Origin of the sequence: Wenzhouxiangella sp. AB-CW3, assembly GCF_014725735.1 — a bacterium.
Taxonomy (GTDB): Bacteria; Pseudomonadota; Gammaproteobacteria; order Xanthomonadales; family Wenzhouxiangellaceae; genus Wenzhouxiangella.
In genome coordinates this window covers 3,085,202-3,102,960 of record NZ_CP061368.1, presented here as the reverse complement: position 1 = coordinate 3,102,960, position 17,759 = coordinate 3,085,202, and the positions used below count along the sequence as shown (strand labels likewise).

At 61.1% G+C, this 17,759-nt stretch carries 13 protein-coding genes; 4 read left to right on the top strand and 9 right to left on the bottom strand.

Annotation, left to right across the window (positions count from 1 at the left end; all coding sequences use genetic code 11):
- Nucleotides 1-222: 222 nt before the first annotated feature.
- The 5 genes from IC757_RS13385 to IC757_RS13365 are packed head-to-tail and all read right to left on the bottom strand — an operon-like array spanning nucleotide 223 to nucleotide 5,882.
- Complete coding sequence (locus tag IC757_RS13385) at nucleotides 223-1,341, bottom strand: polysaccharide deacetylase family protein (RefSeq protein ID WP_190974796.1); 1,119 nt, start codon at nucleotides 1,339-1,341, stop codon at nucleotides 223-225.
- Nucleotides 1,338-2,312, bottom strand: coding sequence for a glycosyltransferase (locus IC757_RS13380; protein ID WP_190974795.1), 975 nt, complete (start codon nucleotides 2,310-2,312; stop codon nucleotides 1,338-1,340). The genes IC757_RS13385 and IC757_RS13380 overlap by 4 nt, the downstream gene beginning before the upstream one ends.
- A complete protein-coding gene (galE, locus tag IC757_RS13375) occupies nucleotides 2,309-3,376 on the bottom strand; it encodes a UDP-glucose 4-epimerase GalE (RefSeq protein WP_190974794.1) in 1,068 nt (355 codons plus the stop codon). Before galE ends, IC757_RS13380 begins: the two co-directional genes overlap by 4 nt.
- Nucleotides 3,376-4,344, bottom strand: a complete 969-nt coding sequence (locus IC757_RS13370; RefSeq protein ID WP_190974793.1) for a glycosyltransferase family 2 protein — start codon at nucleotides 4,342-4,344, stop codon at nucleotides 3,376-3,378. The genes galE and IC757_RS13370 overlap by 1 nt, the downstream gene beginning before the upstream one ends.
- Nucleotides 4,341-5,882: a TIGR03013 family XrtA/PEP-CTERM system glycosyltransferase gene (locus IC757_RS13365; protein ID WP_190974792.1), complete on the bottom strand. Its 1,542-nt coding sequence runs from the start codon at nucleotides 5,880-5,882 to the stop codon at nucleotides 4,341-4,343. Before IC757_RS13365 ends, IC757_RS13370 begins: the two co-directional genes overlap by 4 nt.
- Nucleotides 5,883-6,090: 208 nt before the next feature.
- Between IC757_RS13365 and IC757_RS13360 the strand changes: the two genes are divergently transcribed.
- The 4 genes from IC757_RS13360 to IC757_RS13345 all read left to right on the top strand — a co-directional run bounded on the left by IC757_RS13360 (nucleotide 6,091) and on the right by IC757_RS13345 (nucleotide 11,935).
- Complete coding sequence (locus IC757_RS13360) at nucleotides 6,091-6,909, top strand: class I SAM-dependent methyltransferase (protein ID WP_190974791.1); 819 nt, start codon at nucleotides 6,091-6,093, stop codon at nucleotides 6,907-6,909.
- Nucleotides 6,910-7,135: 226 nt separating this feature from the next.
- Nucleotides 7,136-7,846: a Crp/Fnr family transcriptional regulator gene (locus IC757_RS13355; RefSeq protein WP_190974790.1), complete on the top strand. Its 711-nt coding sequence runs from the start codon at nucleotides 7,136-7,138 to the stop codon at nucleotides 7,844-7,846.
- A 145-nt stretch (nucleotides 7,847-7,991) separates the two neighbouring features.
- Complete coding sequence (locus tag IC757_RS13350) at nucleotides 7,992-10,307, top strand: S8 family serine peptidase (protein ID WP_190974789.1); 2,316 nt, start codon at nucleotides 7,992-7,994, stop codon at nucleotides 10,305-10,307.
- Complete coding sequence (locus tag IC757_RS13345; RefSeq protein WP_190974788.1) at nucleotides 10,304-11,935, top strand: right-handed parallel beta-helix repeat-containing protein; 1,632 nt, start codon at nucleotides 10,304-10,306, stop codon at nucleotides 11,933-11,935. Before IC757_RS13350 ends, IC757_RS13345 begins: the two co-directional genes overlap by 4 nt.
- 9 nt (nucleotides 11,936-11,944) lie before the next feature.
- On the opposite strand, the gene IC757_RS13340 is transcribed toward IC757_RS13345, so the two are convergent.
- From IC757_RS13340 to IC757_RS13325, 4 genes are all read right to left on the bottom strand, one after another.
- Entirely contained in the window at nucleotides 11,945-12,691 is a 747-nt protein-coding gene (locus tag IC757_RS13340) for a hypothetical protein (protein ID WP_190974787.1), read from the bottom strand.
- 356 nt (nucleotides 12,692-13,047) lie between these two features.
- Nucleotides 13,048-15,600 (bottom strand): chemotaxis protein CheB, encoded by a 2,553-nt coding sequence (locus tag IC757_RS13335; RefSeq protein WP_223846139.1) that lies wholly within the window; start codon nucleotides 15,598-15,600, stop codon nucleotides 13,048-13,050.
- 16 nt (nucleotides 15,601-15,616) lie between these two features.
- Entirely contained in the window at nucleotides 15,617-16,207 is a 591-nt protein-coding gene (locus IC757_RS13330) for a PAS domain-containing protein (protein WP_190974786.1), read from the bottom strand.
- A 103-nt stretch (nucleotides 16,208-16,310) separates the two neighbouring features.
- Nucleotides 16,311-17,759, bottom strand: a complete 1,449-nt coding sequence (locus IC757_RS13325) for a M48 family metalloprotease (protein WP_190974785.1) — start codon at nucleotides 17,757-17,759, stop codon at nucleotides 16,311-16,313.

Here is a 17,759-nt window from a genome sequence, read left to right as displayed (position 1 = left end):
GGGAAGACGGACAGGCTCCTCGGGCTCACCGACCTTTGACGGTTTCCGGTTTCCGGTTTCCGGGTCCTCTGACCTCTGACCACCGGTCCCTGATCCCTGGCCCCTGTTCCCTTACAAACGGCTGCAACCAGAAGAACTACCGGTCAGGCACCGGGCGGCCCAGCCATCAGGCACGTGTCGTCCCGATTGGTGGCTTCCCGGTGCCTGGCCGCTATCCCCTCACTAGCAAGTCCAGCGGCTGGTCGGCGCCCTGACCATGCTGTACAGACCGCTGAGCTTCCACTCGAAACGCGCCATGCAGTCCTGGTAGCCGATACCGATGCGCGGCAGGGCCAGCAGGTGATTTTTGTGAAAGACCTGAAAATGCCCCAACCGGGTCGTTACGGCAGAGGAGAAGCCGAGCTCTTCAGCCACGCTGAACTCACGAGTCGCTGCATGCGCCTCGCCACCGAACGGATAGGCCAGATGTTCGATCGGCTGCTTGAGCCAGTTTTCCAGCAACTCCTTCGAGTGAGTGATCTCATGGCGCAGTCGGATGGGCTTGAGTTCACTGAGCGCCAGATGATGATGGGTATGCGCGCCGATGGTAATCAGTGGATCGGAAGCCAGTTCAATCAGCTGCCGATGGTTCATGAATTGGTTGTCCTTCTCAACGGGCTGGCGTGAGCTTTGCCGCAGCAATCCCATGAACCTGATCTGCTCGGCAGAATCCATGCGTTTGAGCATGGGATTGAGAATGTCGAAGGTTCTGCGTTTGGCATCGGCATCGATGGTCGAGAAATGCAGATGTTGATTGTCCCAGTGAATGTGGAATCCGTCAGCACCGGCAATCAGATCCTCGAGCTCATACCACCAGGGCAGCTCGGCCTGCTCGATCAGGCCGGTGGCAATGTAGACGGTGGCCGGGACCGCATGCCTGCGCAGGATCGGCAAGGCCAGGGTGAGATTGTCCAGGTAACCGTCATCGAAGGTCACGATCAGGCTGCGCTTCGGCAGCGTTCCTGCGGCCAGCTGTTCAATCGCTTCCGGCAGTGAAAGACAGTTGAAGTGTCGCGCCGCGAAGGCCATCTGTTCATCGAAAGCACCTGCCGTGACGCTCAAGTCAAGGTTCGGGGCAAAACCCCGGGCCATGTCGTCAGAACCGGCTTGATCCGGACAGATGCGGTGATACATCAGGCAAGTGGCCAACCCCGCCCATGGACGGCTCAAAGCACGCATCAGGCGTGACCGCGCCAGGGCGCCGCGCCAGCGACTACCGAAGGCCGGAGATTGAAGGGGAGTCGAGTTCGGCTGCAGTTCGCTCGGCGGTGAGCCGGTTGCTGATTTCAGTCGCGAACTCATCGCAGGGCCGCCCTTCCGGAACGGGCCAGTGCTTCGGGCAGGTAACTGCGCAGCAGGCTGCGCGTGGCAGGTACCGACCAGCGTCTTGAAAGAGAGCGTCGCAGCATGGTGCGGGCCTGGCTGACCTGGCCTTCATCCAGCAGACGATAACCGAAGCCGTACAGGTAAGTAGCCAGGTGATCATCGATACGCTCGCGATGCTGGCGTGCAAAGTCCGGATGCTGAACCAGGTACCGTTCGATGGTGGCCAGATCCACGCGAGCATCCAGGTCGAAATCCTCGCGACTCAGACTGTCTGGCCGAACCGTGCGTTCGAGCAGTATCTGCGGCGCGCAGCCGACCAGGTAAGCACTGACGATGCGCAAGAACAGTTCGTTGTCTTCGCCGACTTTCAGGGTTTCATCAAACCCGCCCACCTTTTCAAGGACTTTCCGGGGAACCATGACAGCAGAAGTGATCAGGAAGAAGTCGCAGAGGAATTCCAGCAGGACATCGCCTTGATCCAGTCGCGACCGACGCGGCCAGTCAGGCAGGGCGGTCCCGTGCTGATCGACAAAGTCAAAGCCGCAGTGGATCAGGCCCACATCCGGATCGGCCTGGTAGATCCCGACCTGGGCCGCGATCTTGTCGGGCAGCCAGCGGTCATCGGCATCAAGAAAGGCAATCAGTTCACCGGAACTGACAGCAATGGCCAGGTTGCGGGCAGCCGCCACGCCCTGGTTGGGCTGGCTGAAGACCTTGACCCCGGACACTTGCCCCTCAAGAGCCTGGGCAATGGCCAGTGTATTGTCGGTCGATCCATCGTCGATCACGATCGTCTCGATCCGAGCGGCCGGATAGCTTTGCCCGGCCACCGAAACCAGCGCTCGTGGCAGGAAACGGGCCGCATTGAAAGCAGGAATGATCACGCTGACCAGCGGAAGCTTGCTGCCCATTTGCCTGACCGATCGATTGTTGCTCATTTCACTCATGGGTTTACCCCTGGCCTGGCAGCCGATTTGCGCCATCCCGTTACAGCAGGCTCTGGGATGTCTGCTTGAATTTCTGCCCGTGCCAGGCGTTGTTTTTCCCAGGCCAGGGCCGATGCAAGGATCAGATCCAGGTCGTCGCGCGACGGGCGCCAGCCCAGCCACTCACGCATCAGGTCGCTGTTGGCGACGATACTGGCCATATCGCCGGCCCGTCGGCCGGACTCCCGGACATTGAGCACCTGGCCATGAATCCGCCCAAGAGCGTCAATGACTTCACGCACGCTGAATCCGTGCCCATAACCACAGTTGGCTATCAGCGAGCCGTTTCCTTCACGCAGATATTCGAGCGCGAGCACGTGGGCCGCGGCCAGGTCTTCTACATGAATGTAGTCGCGCACGCAGGTGCCATCCGGTGTCGGATAGTCGGTGCCGAAGATCTCCAGGTTGGGCCGCAGGCCCACGGCATGCTGACAGGCCACCTTGATCAGGTGGGTTGCTTCGGGCGTGTCCTGGCCGATCCGGCCCAGGGCATCGCAACCGGCTACGTTGAAGTAGCGCAGGATGACATGGCGCATTCTTGATGCCGCCGACAGGTCGCCAAGCATCCACTCGGTCATCAGTTTCGAGCGACCATAGGGGTTGGCCGGGTCAACCAGGCTGGATTCACTCGCCTGGCCGCCGGCCAGGTCGCCGTAGACCGCAGCCGTCGACGAAAAGATGAATTGTTCGACGCCGGCTCGCTCGCATTCGGCCAGCAGAGTACGGGCCTTTGCCGTGTTGCAGTCGTAATACTCAAGCGGTTTGGCGACCGATTCCGGCACCACGATGCGGGCGGCAAAGTGGAGGACGGTCTCGATCCGGTATTCACGAAACAGGGCGCGCAGCAGGCGCTGGTTGCCAATATCGCCAACCACGAGGCGACCATGCAGAACGGCCCGGGAATGCCCAGTACTGAGATTGTCCAGCACCACGATGCGCTCGCCGCGAGCTCCAAGTTGAGCCACGACATGGGAACCAATATAGCCGGCACCACCGGTCACGAGCAGGGTTGGTCTGCGTTTCATCAGCTTCGACCTCGATGGGGGTTGGGGAGATATTGCGGCACCAGCGAACGGCAGGGCGCCAGCAGGGCACCAATGAACCGGCGCTGGATCAGCCGGTCGGTCGGGCTCTGGTGCAAGGCAGCCCACTGCCGGGCAATCGCCCGGATATGGCGCCCTTGCTCGGAAAGGCCCAGCCCGAGATCACTGTCGATCATGGCCTCCATTTGCGACACCAGCCGCGCACCTTGTGCCGAAACGGCCAGCTTGGCGACCAGCAACTGTCGTGCCAATGCCATGCGCTCGCTGGCAGCGCTCATGCTGGCCGGGTGGAGACGATAGCGAGCAGTGACCTGGTCAAGAAAGCGGATACGAAAGCGTGCGGCGATGCGCAGCCAAAGGTCGCGATCCTCGCAACCCAGCCCGGTGAACCGGGGATCGAAACCGCCGACCATGTCAATGGCTGCGCGAGAAAAAACAGCGGTGGGGCAGGACACGTGCTCATGGCGCAAGGCCAGGGCATCGAAGGCGTCCATGTCTTCATGCCATGATCGTTCCGGGATGTTGACACGGGCACCATCGGCGTCGACGCGCTCGATGTTGGCATGGACTAGGCCCAGATCGGGATCGCGTTCAAACGCCTGCATGGCCAACTGCAGATGATTTGGAAGCCAGGCGTCATCGGCATCGAGCAGGGCCATGTAGGCGCCGCGAGCCATCTTCAGCGCCCGGTTGCGGGCGTTCGGCAGGCCGGCGTTGTCCTGGTCGATGACCCGGATTCTTGAATGGTTGCGAGCCCGGGCACGAGCAATGGCCAGGCTGTCATCGGTCGAACCGTCGTTGACCACGATGATTTCCAGGAAAGGAAAGGTCTGGGCCAACGCACTGTCGATCGATTCTTCCAGCCAGGTCGCACCGTTGAACACGGGCGTGATCACCGAGACCAGTGGCAAGCGGGAAGTCGGATTGCTTCTGGCTGCCCTGGTATTCATCGGCTGCCCCGCCGGAACAAAACGACCTCGATGGTCTGTAGCAGGATCTGCAGATCGAACAGCAGGCTCTGGTTCTTGATGTAGTACAAATCGTAGCGCAGCTTCTCGATCGCATCTTCGACCGATGCACCGTACGGATAGCGCAACTGGGCCCATCCGGTCAGACCCGGAGTGATACTGTGGCGCAGTCCGTAGTAGGGAATATCGCGTTGCAGGCCGGCGACGATCTCGGGTCTTTCAGGACGTGGACCGACCATGCTCATGGAGCCCCTGAAGACGTTATACAGTTGCGGCAGCTCGTCCAGGCGCAGCTTGCGGATCAACGCGCCGACCCGGGTGACGCGGTCATCGCCGGCCTGCGCCCAGCGCGCAACGCCGTCATTTTCCGCGTCGGTACGCATGCTGCGGAACTTGACCAGGGCGAAGACCTTGTCGCCTTCACCGACCCGGTCCTGGAAATAGAGCACAGGGCCCTTGCCGCCGGACTCCAGCCAGATCGCAAGGGCAACCATGATCATCATCGGCCAGGCCAGGAGCAGAATGCCGGTAGCCGAAGCCAGATCGAACAGGCGCCGACTGAAGCGGCGCAATACCGTGCCGTTGAAGCGCTGGGTAAAGATGAACCATGAAGGCAGCAGGCCTTCCAGCATCACGCGCCCCATTTCACGTTCATAGAAGTTTTCCAGGCGCAAGACATTGATGCCGGCCAGCCGGCATGTCATCAGTTCATCCATGGACAGACAGTTGCGCATATCGTCAGAGGCCACGACGATGTCATCAATCTGCTGTTCAAAAGCCGTGTCCACCAGCGACCCGTTAATCTTGATGACTCGAGAAGGGTCCCGAGTCAGGGGCCTGGACTGGGTTCCAGGTCCGCTGGCAGCAAAGCCCACGATCTGGACAGAGCGCAGGTCGTCTTCCAGGTTTGCGTCGTCAAGCAAGGCTGAAGCCCTGCTGCCCTCACCAAGAAAGAGCGCGCGACGACGCAGACGGCCACCGTGGGCAAGCCTGGAAAATGTCAGGCGAGACAGGATCAGAAGCATGAAAGCATAAACCAGGGACAACGCAAGTACACCGCGGCCGACTTCCACACCCGGCGCAAGAAAGTAAAACACCATCAAGACCAGCGCACCGCCGATCATTGCCAACACCAGACGAGTCAATGTGCCAATCACTACACCCTTGATCTCTCGACCGTGACGTTGGTACATGCCCAGCGCCACCATGCTGACCCAGATCACTGCGGCGAATACACCGCTGTGAAGTGGCAGCATCGTGCCGGCGGCACCCAGGCTTGCCGGGTCGGCATGAAAGCGTGTCTGGATCGCTAGCCAGGGCGCAAGCAGAAGCAGGATGACTTCAACGGCCGCCAGTATTACGAACCAGCGCAGGCTTTGCTGACGGACCAACCTGCCGACCAGACAATGATGAATCTGAATTCTGGTTGCCAGCCTGGCCGAACGATGTGGTGGTTCAAGCGTGCGTAATGTTTCGCTTTCGCTTGTCGTTACCGAAGCCGGCTCGAATGTCTTGAACATGCCTGTCACTCTATGCCTTCAAATCACGATCAGGGATAGCGATCTTCCGGCATCTGTTCGAGTGCATCTGTGCGCTGGCGAACCTAACATGCACGCTGATGATGTTTCGGGTAGTAAGGTGTGCTGGCGTACAGATCTATTCGCGCATGCGCTGCATAATCTTGTATTTGTCGAACCGACAAGGTCGCGTTCTTAAGGAAGGTCATGCATGGGTATATTGGGTGGAATAGTCGGGGTGCGGATTCTCAGAACCATTGCGCGGGATTTACCGAAGCGTGACTTCGTGGAAGAGGAAACGGAATCGGATGCAACTGACAGAAAAATCGAATCCGCTTTCGGTGGGAGGTTGCAAGCCGCGCTTGCCGGCAAGACGGTGATCGATTTCGGTTGCGGTGATGGCCAACAGGCCATTGCCATGGCCAGGGCGGCACCCGACTGCCGGGTCATTGGTCTGGACATTCAGCACAAACACCTGGATCGGGCGCGCCAGCGCGCCGAGCAGGCCGGCCTGGAGAATCGCTGCAGTTTCGCAATGAATACGGAAGAGCGTGCGGACGTCATCGTCAGTTTCGATGCCTTCGAACACTTTTCGGATCCGCTGGCCATACTGGAAATCATGAGCAAGCTGCTCAAACCGGACGGTGAGGTTCTGGTGTCCTTCGGGCCGACCTGGCTACATCCTTATGGAGGTCATTTGTTTTCGGTCTTCCCCTGGGCACACCTGCTTTTCACCGAGCGGGCGCTGATCCGATGGCGGGCACGCTTTCGCCAGGACGGTGCCCAACGCTTCGGTGAAGTCGAGGGGGGATTGAACCAGATCCGCATCGCCGAGTTCGAGCGGCTGGTCGAAGCCAGTCCGCTGACGATTGACTGGCTGGAAACCGTCCCCATCCGGGGACTGTCGATCCTGCGGCATCGACTCTTGCGCGAATTCGGCTCCAGCCTGGTTCGTTGCCGGCTGGTTCCAGCTCACCACAGAGACACAAAGAGCACACAGGAGAAAGCTGAAGATCAATTGAATTCCTGATAACGCAGGAGAAGCTACGCCATCAATCCAGAATTTGCGGTCATTGTGTGCGGTAACGCACGCATAGTGAACGAAAAATTGTGGCAAACTCGAGACTGGGGGCAGTCGCCCGCATGCCGCTGGGATTGAGTAGTCTGTCCTTTGGACAGCAAGATCACATCTTTTGGGGAATTGGCCGAGTGATTGCCGGGTTCGTCGGCGGCACTGAGTGCTGGAGGTAAAAAGAGTGAGTCATCCAAAGCAGAATCAACTGCTGAATGCTCTACCACAGTGCGTCAAGGACCGGATCATCCCGCATTTGCGGCTGGTCGAGTTGCCTTTGGGCAAAGTGCTCTACGAGTCCGGCGAGGAAATCCAATACGTCTACTTTCCCAATGACTGCATCGTTTCCTTGATCTGCGTGATGCGCGACGGCCATTCGGCCGAGATCTCTGTCGTCGGCCACGATGGCATCGTCGGCATTTCAGCGTTCATGGGCGGGGCCAGCACAACCAGTCGGGCAGTCGTGCAGAGTGCCGGCCCCGCCTACCGGCTGTCGGCGACCCAGCTCAAGAGCGAATTCAACAACGATGCCGCCATGCGTATCCTGTTGCTGCGCTACACCCAGGCCCTGATCACCCAGATGGCCCAGACCGCGGTGTGCAACCGGCACCACACCATCGACCAGCAATTGTGCCGCTGGCTGCTGCTGTCGCTGGACCGATTGCCGACCAACGAGCTGACCATGACCCAGGAACTGATCGCCAACATGCTGGGCGTGCGCCGCGAAGGCGTGACCGAGTCGGCCGGCAGATTGCAGGAGTTGGGCGTGATCCAATATCGGCGCGGACATATCACCGTGATCGATCGGAAGGAACTGGAAGCACTCAGCTGCGAGTGTTACGCCATGGCCAAGAAGGAAACCGACCGCCTGGCAACTTACACGCAGCACCTGTAGTCCGGCGCCTGGCCGGTCCCTCGGGGTGCCCATGTGTGCTGTATCGAACAGACGGGCATCGGCGTAAGAAGTGAGTATGGGCCTACTTACGACACCTGACCATTGACGGCAGGTGACCTATTCATGCCCAGGAAAACCCATACGCTTGTCAACTTCGGTCCTCATCGTCGCTAATCGTTTCCTGCAGGCCGGCGTGTTGCTGGCCTGGAGCGTGGTTGCCTGCGGCGCCGAATCATCGTGGGTCAGGGTGATGACGACCAACCCGCATGAGGCCCGCCTGGGCGCGGACCTGGCACTTGCCGATTACGGCGCCTTTGCCTGGGGCCGGGTGAACCCGGCCGAGCTGGCTGGCATGAGGCAGCAGGGTCTGATCATCAGTACGCCAGACGACCCCTTCTCGGTGCACCTGGGCGGCCAACGATTCGATCCGCTGGTCGATCCACGGGGTTCGGACCGCGCGGACGGGCCATGGACGGATTACCAACCCGACCCGACCGGCGATTTTTACCTGGTCCAGTTTTCGGGCCCAATCAGGCCTGAGTGGTTGCAGTCGGTACGCGAAAGCGGCGTTGAGCTGGCTCAGCCACTGCACCCGTTCAGTTATCTGGTCTGGGCCACCCAGGAAAGGATCGCCGCGGTCGGACAGCGCGCGGAGCTGCGCTGGCTCGGTGCGATGCTGCCAGCCTGGAAAGTCCAGCCCCATTCGCGGCGGCTCGGCACTGCCCTGGTCGATACCATGCTGCTGACCAGTGCTCACGCCGATGCCGGCCGGGTTCATGCCGGCTTGTCCGAACTGGGTCGCGTCATCAGCAGCACCCCGCAAGGTGCTCACTTCAACGTCGTCCACATGGCCGTGCCCGGTGATCGCTATCTCGACCTGGCCGCACTGCCCTTTGTCTACACCGTGCAGGCCATTCCACCGGATGCCGGCTACCGTGGCGAGATGAGCAACCAGTCGGTGGCCGGCGGCATTGACGACACCGGCACCATCCAGACCGGCTATGCCGACTGGTTGAGCGATATCGGGTTCGACGGCAGCGGCATCGTTGTCAGTGTCATCGATGGCTCGGTTCTGGCCAGCCACCAGGACCTGGTCGGGCGCATGCGGCCCTGCCTGGGTGAGCACGCCAGTTGCAGCGAAGGGCAGCTGAGCAATCACGGCACCCACGTGGCCGGCGCCCTGGCCGGAACCGGCGCCAGTGAAATCACGCTTCACGACTTTCTGCGCGGCCAGGGCATGGCACCGGGTGCCGGGCTGGTCAGCCAGATCTGGGCCCCCTTTCTCGACGCCGACGGGCCGGGTGGACTGGCCCCGGACGGCATGCTGAAAATCTACGAGGATGCGGCGCGCAGCGGTGCCGTGCTGGCGAACAATTCCTGGGGGTCGAGCGACACGCCGCAAGGCTACGACATCCCCACCCGTCAGGTCGATCTGATCAGTCGTGATGCAGACCCGGACCAACCCGGTCAGCATCCGATACTGGCTGTCTGGTCCATCATGAACGGGCACGGCGATGGCGAGGGTGACTGCGCCCCCAGCTCACTGGGCGCGCCCGATGAAGCGAAGAATCTGCTGGCGGTGGCATCGAGCTGGCTGACGGACGGCTCCGGCGCGCAGGGGACCGACATCTACAGCATGTCGGCGAATTCAGCCCACGGCCCGGCCTGTGACGGTCGCCGGGTCACGCAGCTGGTGGCGCCGGGTTGCAGCACCGACAGCACCATTGCCGATTCGGATACCGCCCACGCGCACAATTTCTGCGGCACCTCCCATGCCTCACCCATCGTGACCGGGGCGATTGCCGTGTGGGCCGAAAAGGTCATTGCCGAGACCGGCACACCCCCATCTCCGGCTCTGGCCAGGGCAGTGTTTGCCGGGGCCGCTCTTGACCTGGTCGGCCACCTCAATGCCGACGGTGACCCATTGGGGCATCGTCCGGATCGTTTCCAGGGCTACGGCCGGCTGGACCTGCAGGCGGTCATGGCGCCCGCTGGCAGACTCTTCGTCCACGATCAGCAGACCGTGTTGACGGCCACTGGTCAGCAACGGCGCTTCAGCCTCTCTGCAGCCGACCCGCATGCTCCCATGCACATCACGCTGGCCTGGACCGACGCACCGGGCCACGGCCTGGGCGGCAGCACGCCGGCCTGGGTCAACAATCTCGATCTGCTGGTCCGGGCCAACGGCTTGAACTACGTCGGCAACGACATCGGCGTCGATGGCTGGTCGGCGCCCGGTGGCCAGCCCGACGAGCGCAACAACCTGGAGGCGGTCTACCTGAACCCGGACCAGCACCAGGGTGTGGTCACGATCATCGTGTCAGCCGCGGAAATCGCCGGCGATGCACTTGACCCCTGGCAACCCGTCAGCACCCGCCAGGATTTCGCCCTGGCCTGTTTCAACTGCCGCGTCGAGCTGTTTCAGGACCGCTTCGAAGCCAAAACCGGAGATATTCAATGACACTCATATCGCAGCAACTTCACCATCCACTCATCCACCGGCTGGTCCCGGCCGTGCTGTTGGCCAGCCTGATGCTGGCCGGCCCGCTTTCGGCGCAGACCTTCACCGTCAATTCGACCGGCGATGACCCCGCTACCGTACTGGACGGTGAGTGCGCCACCGACAATCTGATCGACGAGGTGGCCGAATGCACACTCCGAGCCGCACTGCAGGAAGCCAACCAGATGGGCCCGGTCCCGGTCGAAATCCATTTCGACATCGCCGGCTGTCCCGATGACCACTGTGTCATCGAGATCGACTCACAGGATGGCCAGAAACTGCCGCTGATCACCAGCCCGGTGGTTCTGGACGGGTCGACGCAGCCGGGCAATGAAGGCGTGTGTCAATCCGACATCGTTGATCGGCCTGCCTACCTCGTTTCCCTGCAGGGTAACGGCGGGGAGGATGTTTTTGGCCTGGAGCTGGGTCCGGGCAGTGACGGCAGCGTGATCCGCGGCCTGAATATTCGCCATTTCGAGCACGGGGTCGCGCTGGTCGGTTCGCATGACCACCGCATCGAATGCAATGCCATCGGCACCGACAGCACCGGCATGTCGCCCGGCCCGGGCAACCTGACCGCCGGTGTCTTTCTGGCCTGCGACAGTTCCGGCAACGTCATCGGCGGCGCCGAACCAGAGCAGGCCAACCTGATTGCGGCCAACGATGTCAACGGGGTGGAGATTTTCGGCGGCAATCTTTGCGGCGCCGAGCCGGAAGACAATATGCCGATCAACAACTCCGTACTGGGCAACCAGATCGGTATCGCCGCCGATGGCGTCAGCCCGCTGGGAAACGAGTTCGCCGGCATCGCCATCTTCGGGGGTCCGGGTGCAGACCATAACCTGATCGGCGTCCTCCAGGATCGGGAGACCATCCGCGGCAATGTCATCGGCTTCAACGGCACCGCCGGGCTGTATATCGATAGCGATGGCCTACAGGCCACACCCACCGAAAATACGGTAGTACAGGGAAATTTTTTCGGTACCGACCGCAACGGCGTGCTCGATCTGGGCAACACCCTCGCGGGAATCGACATCATTCGGGGCGCATCGACCATGATTGGCGGGCCCGAAGCGGGGCATGCCAACGTCTTCGCCTTCAATGGCGGGGGTGGCGATGGTGATGGTGGGATTTACATGGAGCTGGAGATGTCTGAGAGAAATCGGATCCAACGCAATGTCATGTACGCCAACGAAGGTCGCGGCATCATCCTGCGTGGCGATGAGGGTACCGGACCGAACAATCTGCAGCCCGCACCGGACATGAGCCATACATTCAAGGAAGACGGCATCGTCACGATCACTTATTCCGTACCGGACCAGGAAGAGAACTTTCCGCTGGTCATCGAATTCTTTCTGGCCGATGGCGAACGTGAGCAGGGGCGGCTGTTTTTGATCGAACACGAATACCCGGAGGCCGGTAGCCGCACGCTGACATTCAGCTCAACACAGATCGACGCGGGTGAGTTCATGGTCGCCACGGCAACCGACAGCGAGGGCAATACCTCTGAATTCTCGGCCGTCTCCGAGGTGCTGGGGGAAGTGCCAATCGAGTTCGACCAGATCTTTCATGATCGATTCGAGCAGTAGTGGTCGCCTTCAGTCGCCGAGCGGGGCTCTCGGTGGTACGACCACGGCATCCAACGAAGCATGCGATTCAAACTTCGGGTAGGGTGGTGCACGACGGCAGTATGGAGAATGCAAGCAGACCGGGGCGCCAAAGGCGCGGGCCACGCCGTCGGCCCAGTGGTCATCGGCCCAGTTCGGGTCACCGTAGTAGTGACCGATGGCATGGGCCATCTCGTGCGCCATGACATAGTAAAAGCGCCCGTCCAGCCAGGACTCGGGGCGCTGGCCCGAGTAGATGCGATCATGATTGATGCTGATGTAGGGCCCCTCGCCTTCCGGGCAGGAGCGATAGGGGCAGGTAATGCCCCAGTGGCGTGACTGCTGCCTGGCGCGCATGCCTTCGCCATCGCACAGCTTGCGCCATTGGCCGCCGTGCCACCAGGGAGCCATCCAGGCGTGAGCATGGTCCGGACCGAAGTGATCCAGGGTGTATTCCCAGACCGCGTTGGCCGCCGCCCAGCAGCGCTGGTGGGGCAAATCGCCGGGGAACTGCTCGGCCGCACGGGCCAGATTCTGTTCCAGATAAGGGCGGGCCGGATAGTCATGATCATGGTCAAAACCATAGTCATAGCCGGCCTGGGCGGCCGAGCCCCCCAAGGCCATGACGAACAGCAGACCGACAAACCGTGCGCAAACGCTCTTGATAGCCTTTCTCCCGAGATCATCAACGATCTCATGGGCAAGAAAAATTATCCCGAGCCAAACACCAGGTCGCATCCTCCGCCGTTCCGGGTACCGGCGTCAAGTGTTTTGGGTGCTGAAGCGCCGAATATGGGAGGTGGGTCACGCTTTCAGGTCGGTTGGGAGCACTCGAATTAGTTCCCCCTTCTTCAGAAGGGGGTCAGGGGGATGCGAGCAAAGCGAGTTTCCTGACTTGCGCTGTGTCTCAGTCGTACTTGTGCCCCGGGACTCGGGACTCGGGACTCGGGACTCGGGAAAACCACCAGAATCAGAACAAAGGACCAATCCCATATTGGTCGGAGCCCTCAAGCTCGACCATGCCTCGGCGCCGTCAGTAGCGAGTCCCGAGTCCCGGGTCCCGAGTCCCGGCCTCTTAGCGAGTCCCGAGTCCCTCAATGCTTCTTGTCAGGATTGCGCAGGGACTCTTCGATTTCCTTTGTATCGGTAATATCGACCAGTGTGATCACGACCCCGTCGATCACGTCGTCCAGGCGGCGGTAGGGCATGATGCGAACGGAAAACCAGCGCTCATCCGATGACTGTATCTGCTTGTCTGTCGGCTTCAGACTGCGCAGGGTTTCGGTGGCATCGCGCTGCAGATCCGGGTACTGGAGAGTGGTCGTCAGATCACTCAAGGGGCGGCCGACATCACTTTCGCGCAGATTGACGATCTTTGAGGCGCGTTCGGTGTAGCGGCGCACGTTCAGGTCCCGATCCAGGAACAGAATCGCGATTTCGACGCTGTTAAGGATATTCTGCATGTCGCTCTGGGCCAGCATGAGATCATCCAGCCGGGTCTGCAGTTCACTGTTGATGGTCTGCAGCTCCTCGTTCATGGACTGCAGCTCTTCTTTCGAGGTGGTCAGCTCTTCATTGGTCGACTGCAGTTCTTCATTGGTCGATTGCAGTTCCTCCTGTGCCGCTTCGGCTTCTTCACGGTGACGCTGGGACTCCTCGCGCAGGGCCTGGATCTCGTCTTGATGGCGCTGGGCCTCGGCCTGCCGGGCTCGCGATTCCTTGCCTTTTCCCTTTCCAGACGCCGCTGGAAGATCCGGTGCATCGCGAAACACGACCATGGTCAGTCCGCGCAGGCTGGCCGGCTCGTGCAAGGCCCGTACGGTCACATCCACCCGTTGCGAGCTGCCGTTGGTTCTGACTTCAATGCCATGAAGGTTGACCGAGGCAGTCTCGGTGGCGGCCTTCTTGATGGCCTGCGCCAGGGGAGCCCTCAGGCCGTCGCGGGCCATGGCGTGAATATTCCAGTTGGCCTTGCCGGCCGCCGGTTCCAGGTACTTTCCGGTACGGCCACTGATGTAGACGATATCCGCATCGCGGTTCAACACCACGGCAGCCGGTGCATAGACCTGCAACAGGACCCGGTCGGCTGCCGCTTGCAGGCTTTGGCTCCCATCGCCGGACGAGGACGTTTCGGGCTTTTTCACTTTGGGCTCCTTGGCTTTCCCCGAAAGCGGAGGATAGGAATTGAGCAGGAACTCAGGCCTTTGGCTCGCCGCGCGGTCCTGCCGCCGGAAAAGTCTCAGCTTGGACTGCAAGGGGGTAAACAGGTGGCCGAGTCGGCCCACTGATTCGGAACTCCCGAGTAACAGCAGGCCACCGGGGCACAGACTGTAGTGGAACAAGGGTAACAGTCTCCGTTGCAGCTTTGGATCGAAATAGATCAGCAGATTGCGGCAGGCAATCAGATCGAGCTTGGTAAAGGGCGGGTCCAGGATCACGTCATGTTGCGCAAACAGCATCTGGTCTCGGATCGACTGTTTGACCCGGTAATGATCATCGTGTTTGCTGAAAAACCGGGCCAGGCGTTTCTCGCCCAAGCGTGACTCGATGGTGAGCGGATACTCTCCGCGACGCGCACGTGCAATCGCATCCGAATTAATATCGGTGGCAAAAACCTGCAGCTTGAAATCGTGTGACTGGCGCTCCATGGCTTCGACCATGATCATGGCCAGCGAGTAGGCTTCTTCACCGGTCGAGCAACCGACACACCACACTCGCAGTTCCGAACCCTCGTCCTTACTGCCCAGGAGATCCGGGATGGCGGTATCGGTCAGGTATTTCCAGACTTTCGGGTCCCGGAAGAAGTCGGTCACGCCGATCAGCACTTCATTGAACAGCAGATCCACTTCTTGCGGGTTGGCAGCCAGCAGGCTGGCGTACTCGCTCAGTTCGCTCAGACCGTGAATCGCCAGGCGGCGCGCGATGCGTCGGTTCAGGGTGCTCGATCGATATTGGGAAAAGTCATGTCTGGTTTGCTGCTGCAGCAGCTCGACGATGGACTGGAAGGCCTCCTCGCTTGATCTTGATTCGGTCGGTTCGGGGTCGATTGCCACCGCCTTCTTGAGCTTTCCGACGTAGTCCAGGATTCGCTCCGGCAAGGCATTGGCCGTGTCCACGATGTCATCGCATCCGACGGCGATTGCGCTTTTGGGCATCGAATCGAACTGGGCCGATGCCGGAGCCTGCACGACCGTCAGGCCGCCGACTGCCCTGATGGCCTGCAGGCCCAGGGTTCCGTCAGAGCCCATGCCGGACAGGACAACGCCAATGGCCTTTCTGCCGCGGGCACTGGCCAGGGAAGAAAACAGCACATCGATCGGTAATCGCAAGCCCCGCGGTTCGGTTGGTCTGGCCAAGTGCAGGCGATCCTTGACCACCCGGATTTCGGTGTTTGGCGGGATGACATAAACGCAGTTCGGCTGGATCAACTCTTCCTGCCGTGCCTCATGCACGCTCAATGAGGTGACGCGCTGCAGCAACTCCGAAAGATTGGTTTTCTCGGTCGGTGAGAGGTGCTGGACGATGACGAAGGCCAGGCCGCAGTCGGCCGGCATATGCGAAATAAACGCTTCCAGGGCCTCCAGGCCGCCGGCCGAGGCACCGATGCCGACGATGTCAACGCTGGCGGTGGCGGACTTATCAGTCACTGCGCGCGGGGGGAGATCAGCCTCCCTGGGTCGGGCGTTCCGGAAACACCATCACCAGAACGGCATCCTTTCCCGGGGCCATGCCGGCTAACAGGCCAAGGGGGCGGGAGTCCAGCGCCTGTACCTGGATCGCTTCGGTGGCCTTGCCGATTCCGGCGTCTTTCAGCGCGGTCTGGAGTGCCGACCGGCTTTCCGGGCTCAGCAGGCTGGTCAGCATTTTGTCCTCGAGTTGATCCGCGTCCAGCCCGAACAACTCACTTGCAGTCCGGTTGGATCGGAGAATGCGACCATTGGGGTCAAGCACCAGGTAGCCTGCCGGCGCATGGTTATACAAACATTCGTAATTGGCCAGCTGCAGCGCCAGCTCATGCTCATTCTCTGCCAGTTGGGCATGCTGCAGATCCAGTTCGACCTGATGGGTCTGCAATTCGTGCAGCAGTTTCTGGGCATTGGCGGAACTGTTCGGGTCGCTGGCGAGCCGGTACAGCAGTGACAGCGCCTCGGCCCCAACCGTCCACCCCGCTGACACTGGTGCCGTGCCGGTGCGCAGTCGCCCTTCGGCATCGGCGCGCAAATGCTCCGGTCCGTTCCGCTTGCTGCTGGTCATGACCAGGTACCTCCTTCCGGGATGGTTTGACCATTCTAGTCCAGAGACGACAGTGGTGTGGTGGCCGATCTCACCGGGACTCGGGACTCGGATGTCCGAATGGTTACCGCACCACCCGCTTGACCGGGGTGCCGGCCGGAATGGGCACATCGGGGCCGGAGACCTGGTTGATCAGGGCCAGGCGTTCGAGGTCGATGACCGACGGATACTGGGCGTTGAACGACGCCAGCGTCATGGCCCGGGACGTGCGCACGATGGCAATGCGCTCGGGTTGCCTGGCCAGCGCCTTGCGGTCGGTCAGCCTGGCGAAACTCAGGATGGATTGCTCGAAGGCTGAACCGTAGTGGCTGAGCCGGTCGGCCGGGGTGTATGCCAGCACGCGGTAGGTGTGCCCACCATGGGCAATGAAGGCCGCTAGGCCGCCGAGCTGGCCGCTTGCGGTCTGCGTCTGGAAGCGCCCTAGCATGGCGCTGAGGCCATTGATTGACCGTTGGCCCACATTGCTGGATGTCAGGCCCTCCTGGGCGAAGAACTGCTTGGCAGCCTCAGATGGTGTGCCGCCGGCCAGCGCCAACTGCACCACGGCATCCTGATCGGGACTGCCTGCCAGGACCACCTGGGCCAGGTTCTGGGTTTTCCAGCCGGCGGGAAACGTGATCCGAAAAGCCAGATCCGGATGCATGAAGCGGTTGTCCTCGAAATAGCCCTGGCGCGGATTCACGCCGAACACCATGCCATCGACTCGGGCCAGGTAATCATCCCGGCCCACGCGCGTACCGGCCAGCGACTGGTCCAGATTGCCCAACCGGGTCTCGATGCGCTGGATGCGTTCGGCCGGGCCGGGGTGGCTGGCCAGCCAGTTGGGCAAGGGGCTGTGGCCGGCGAGCTGGCCAGCGTGCTGCAGCGAGGCGAACACATTGACCATTTCACGCACGTCGTAGCCATGGTCAAGCGCGTACTGAAAACCAAGATCGTCGGCCTGGCGTTCGGCGTCGCGTCCATAGCTCAGGAACAGCAGTGACAGACCTCCGGTCGCAGCTTCGCTGAACTGGGCCAGTTCAGGGCTGAGAATGCTGCCCACACCCAGCCCGATCTGGGCCACCTGCGCGCGGGTCATCATGGCTACCGAGTGACGTGCGGTCACGTGCCCGATCTCGTGCCCCAGCACGCTGACCAGCTCGGCCTCGTTGCCCATCAGCCCCATCAGGCCTCGGGTAATGAAGATATAGCCGCCGGGAAAAGCGAATGCATTGGGGGTGGGATCATCGAGCACGCTGAACGACCAGGGCAGGTGCGGACGTTCGGAAGCCAGCGCCATCCGGCTGCCCAGTTCCTGAACATAAGTTTGCAGCGCGGGATCATCGACAACACCGATGGATTGTGAGACCGATGCGGCACCCTGCGCGCCCATGGCGATCTCTTGGCTTTCACTGACCAGGACGAATTGTTGCTTGCCACTGACCGGATTGACAGCGCAGCCTTGAAGCAGCATGAATGCAGCCGCCAGGGAGACAAGTAGTCGGTAATTCAATGTGAATGAAACGTTCATCAT

What these genes read in the sequence shown, in the direction of transcription:
- galE (WP_190974794.1), bottom strand. Translation starts at nt 3,376, where the DNA reads ATGAAACGCAGACCAACCCTGCTCGTGACCGGTGGTGCCGGCTATATT.
- IC757_RS13330 (WP_190974786.1), bottom strand. Translation starts at nt 16,207, where the DNA reads ATGACCAGCAGCAAGCGGAACGGACCGGAGCATTTGCGCGCCGATGCC.
- IC757_RS13380 (WP_190974795.1), bottom strand. Translation starts at nt 2,312, where the DNA reads ATGAGTGAAATGAGCAACAATCGATCGGTCAGGCAAATGGGCAGCAAG.
- IC757_RS13385 (WP_190974796.1), bottom strand. Translation starts at nt 1,341, where the DNA reads ATGAGTTCGCGACTGAAATCAGCAACCGGCTCACCGCCGAGCGAACTG.
- IC757_RS13370 (WP_190974793.1), bottom strand. Translation starts at nt 4,344, where the DNA reads ATGAATACCAGGGCAGCCAGAAGCAATCCGACTTCCCGCTTGCCACTG.
- IC757_RS13340 (WP_190974787.1), bottom strand. Translation starts at nt 12,691, where the DNA reads ATGCGACCTGGTGTTTGGCTCGGGATAATTTTTCTTGCCCATGAGATC.
- IC757_RS13325 (WP_190974785.1), bottom strand. Translation starts at nt 17,759, where the DNA reads ATGATGAACGTTTCATTCACATTGAATTACCGACTACTTGTCTCCCTG.
- IC757_RS13345 (WP_190974788.1), top strand. Translation starts at nt 10,304, where the DNA reads ATGACACTCATATCGCAGCAACTTCACCATCCACTCATCCACCGGCTG.
- IC757_RS13365 (WP_190974792.1), bottom strand. Translation starts at nt 5,882, where the DNA reads ATGTTCAAGACATTCGAGCCGGCTTCGGTAACGACAAGCGAAAGCGAA.
- IC757_RS13360 (WP_190974791.1), top strand. Translation starts at nt 6,091, where the DNA reads ATGGGTATATTGGGTGGAATAGTCGGGGTGCGGATTCTCAGAACCATT.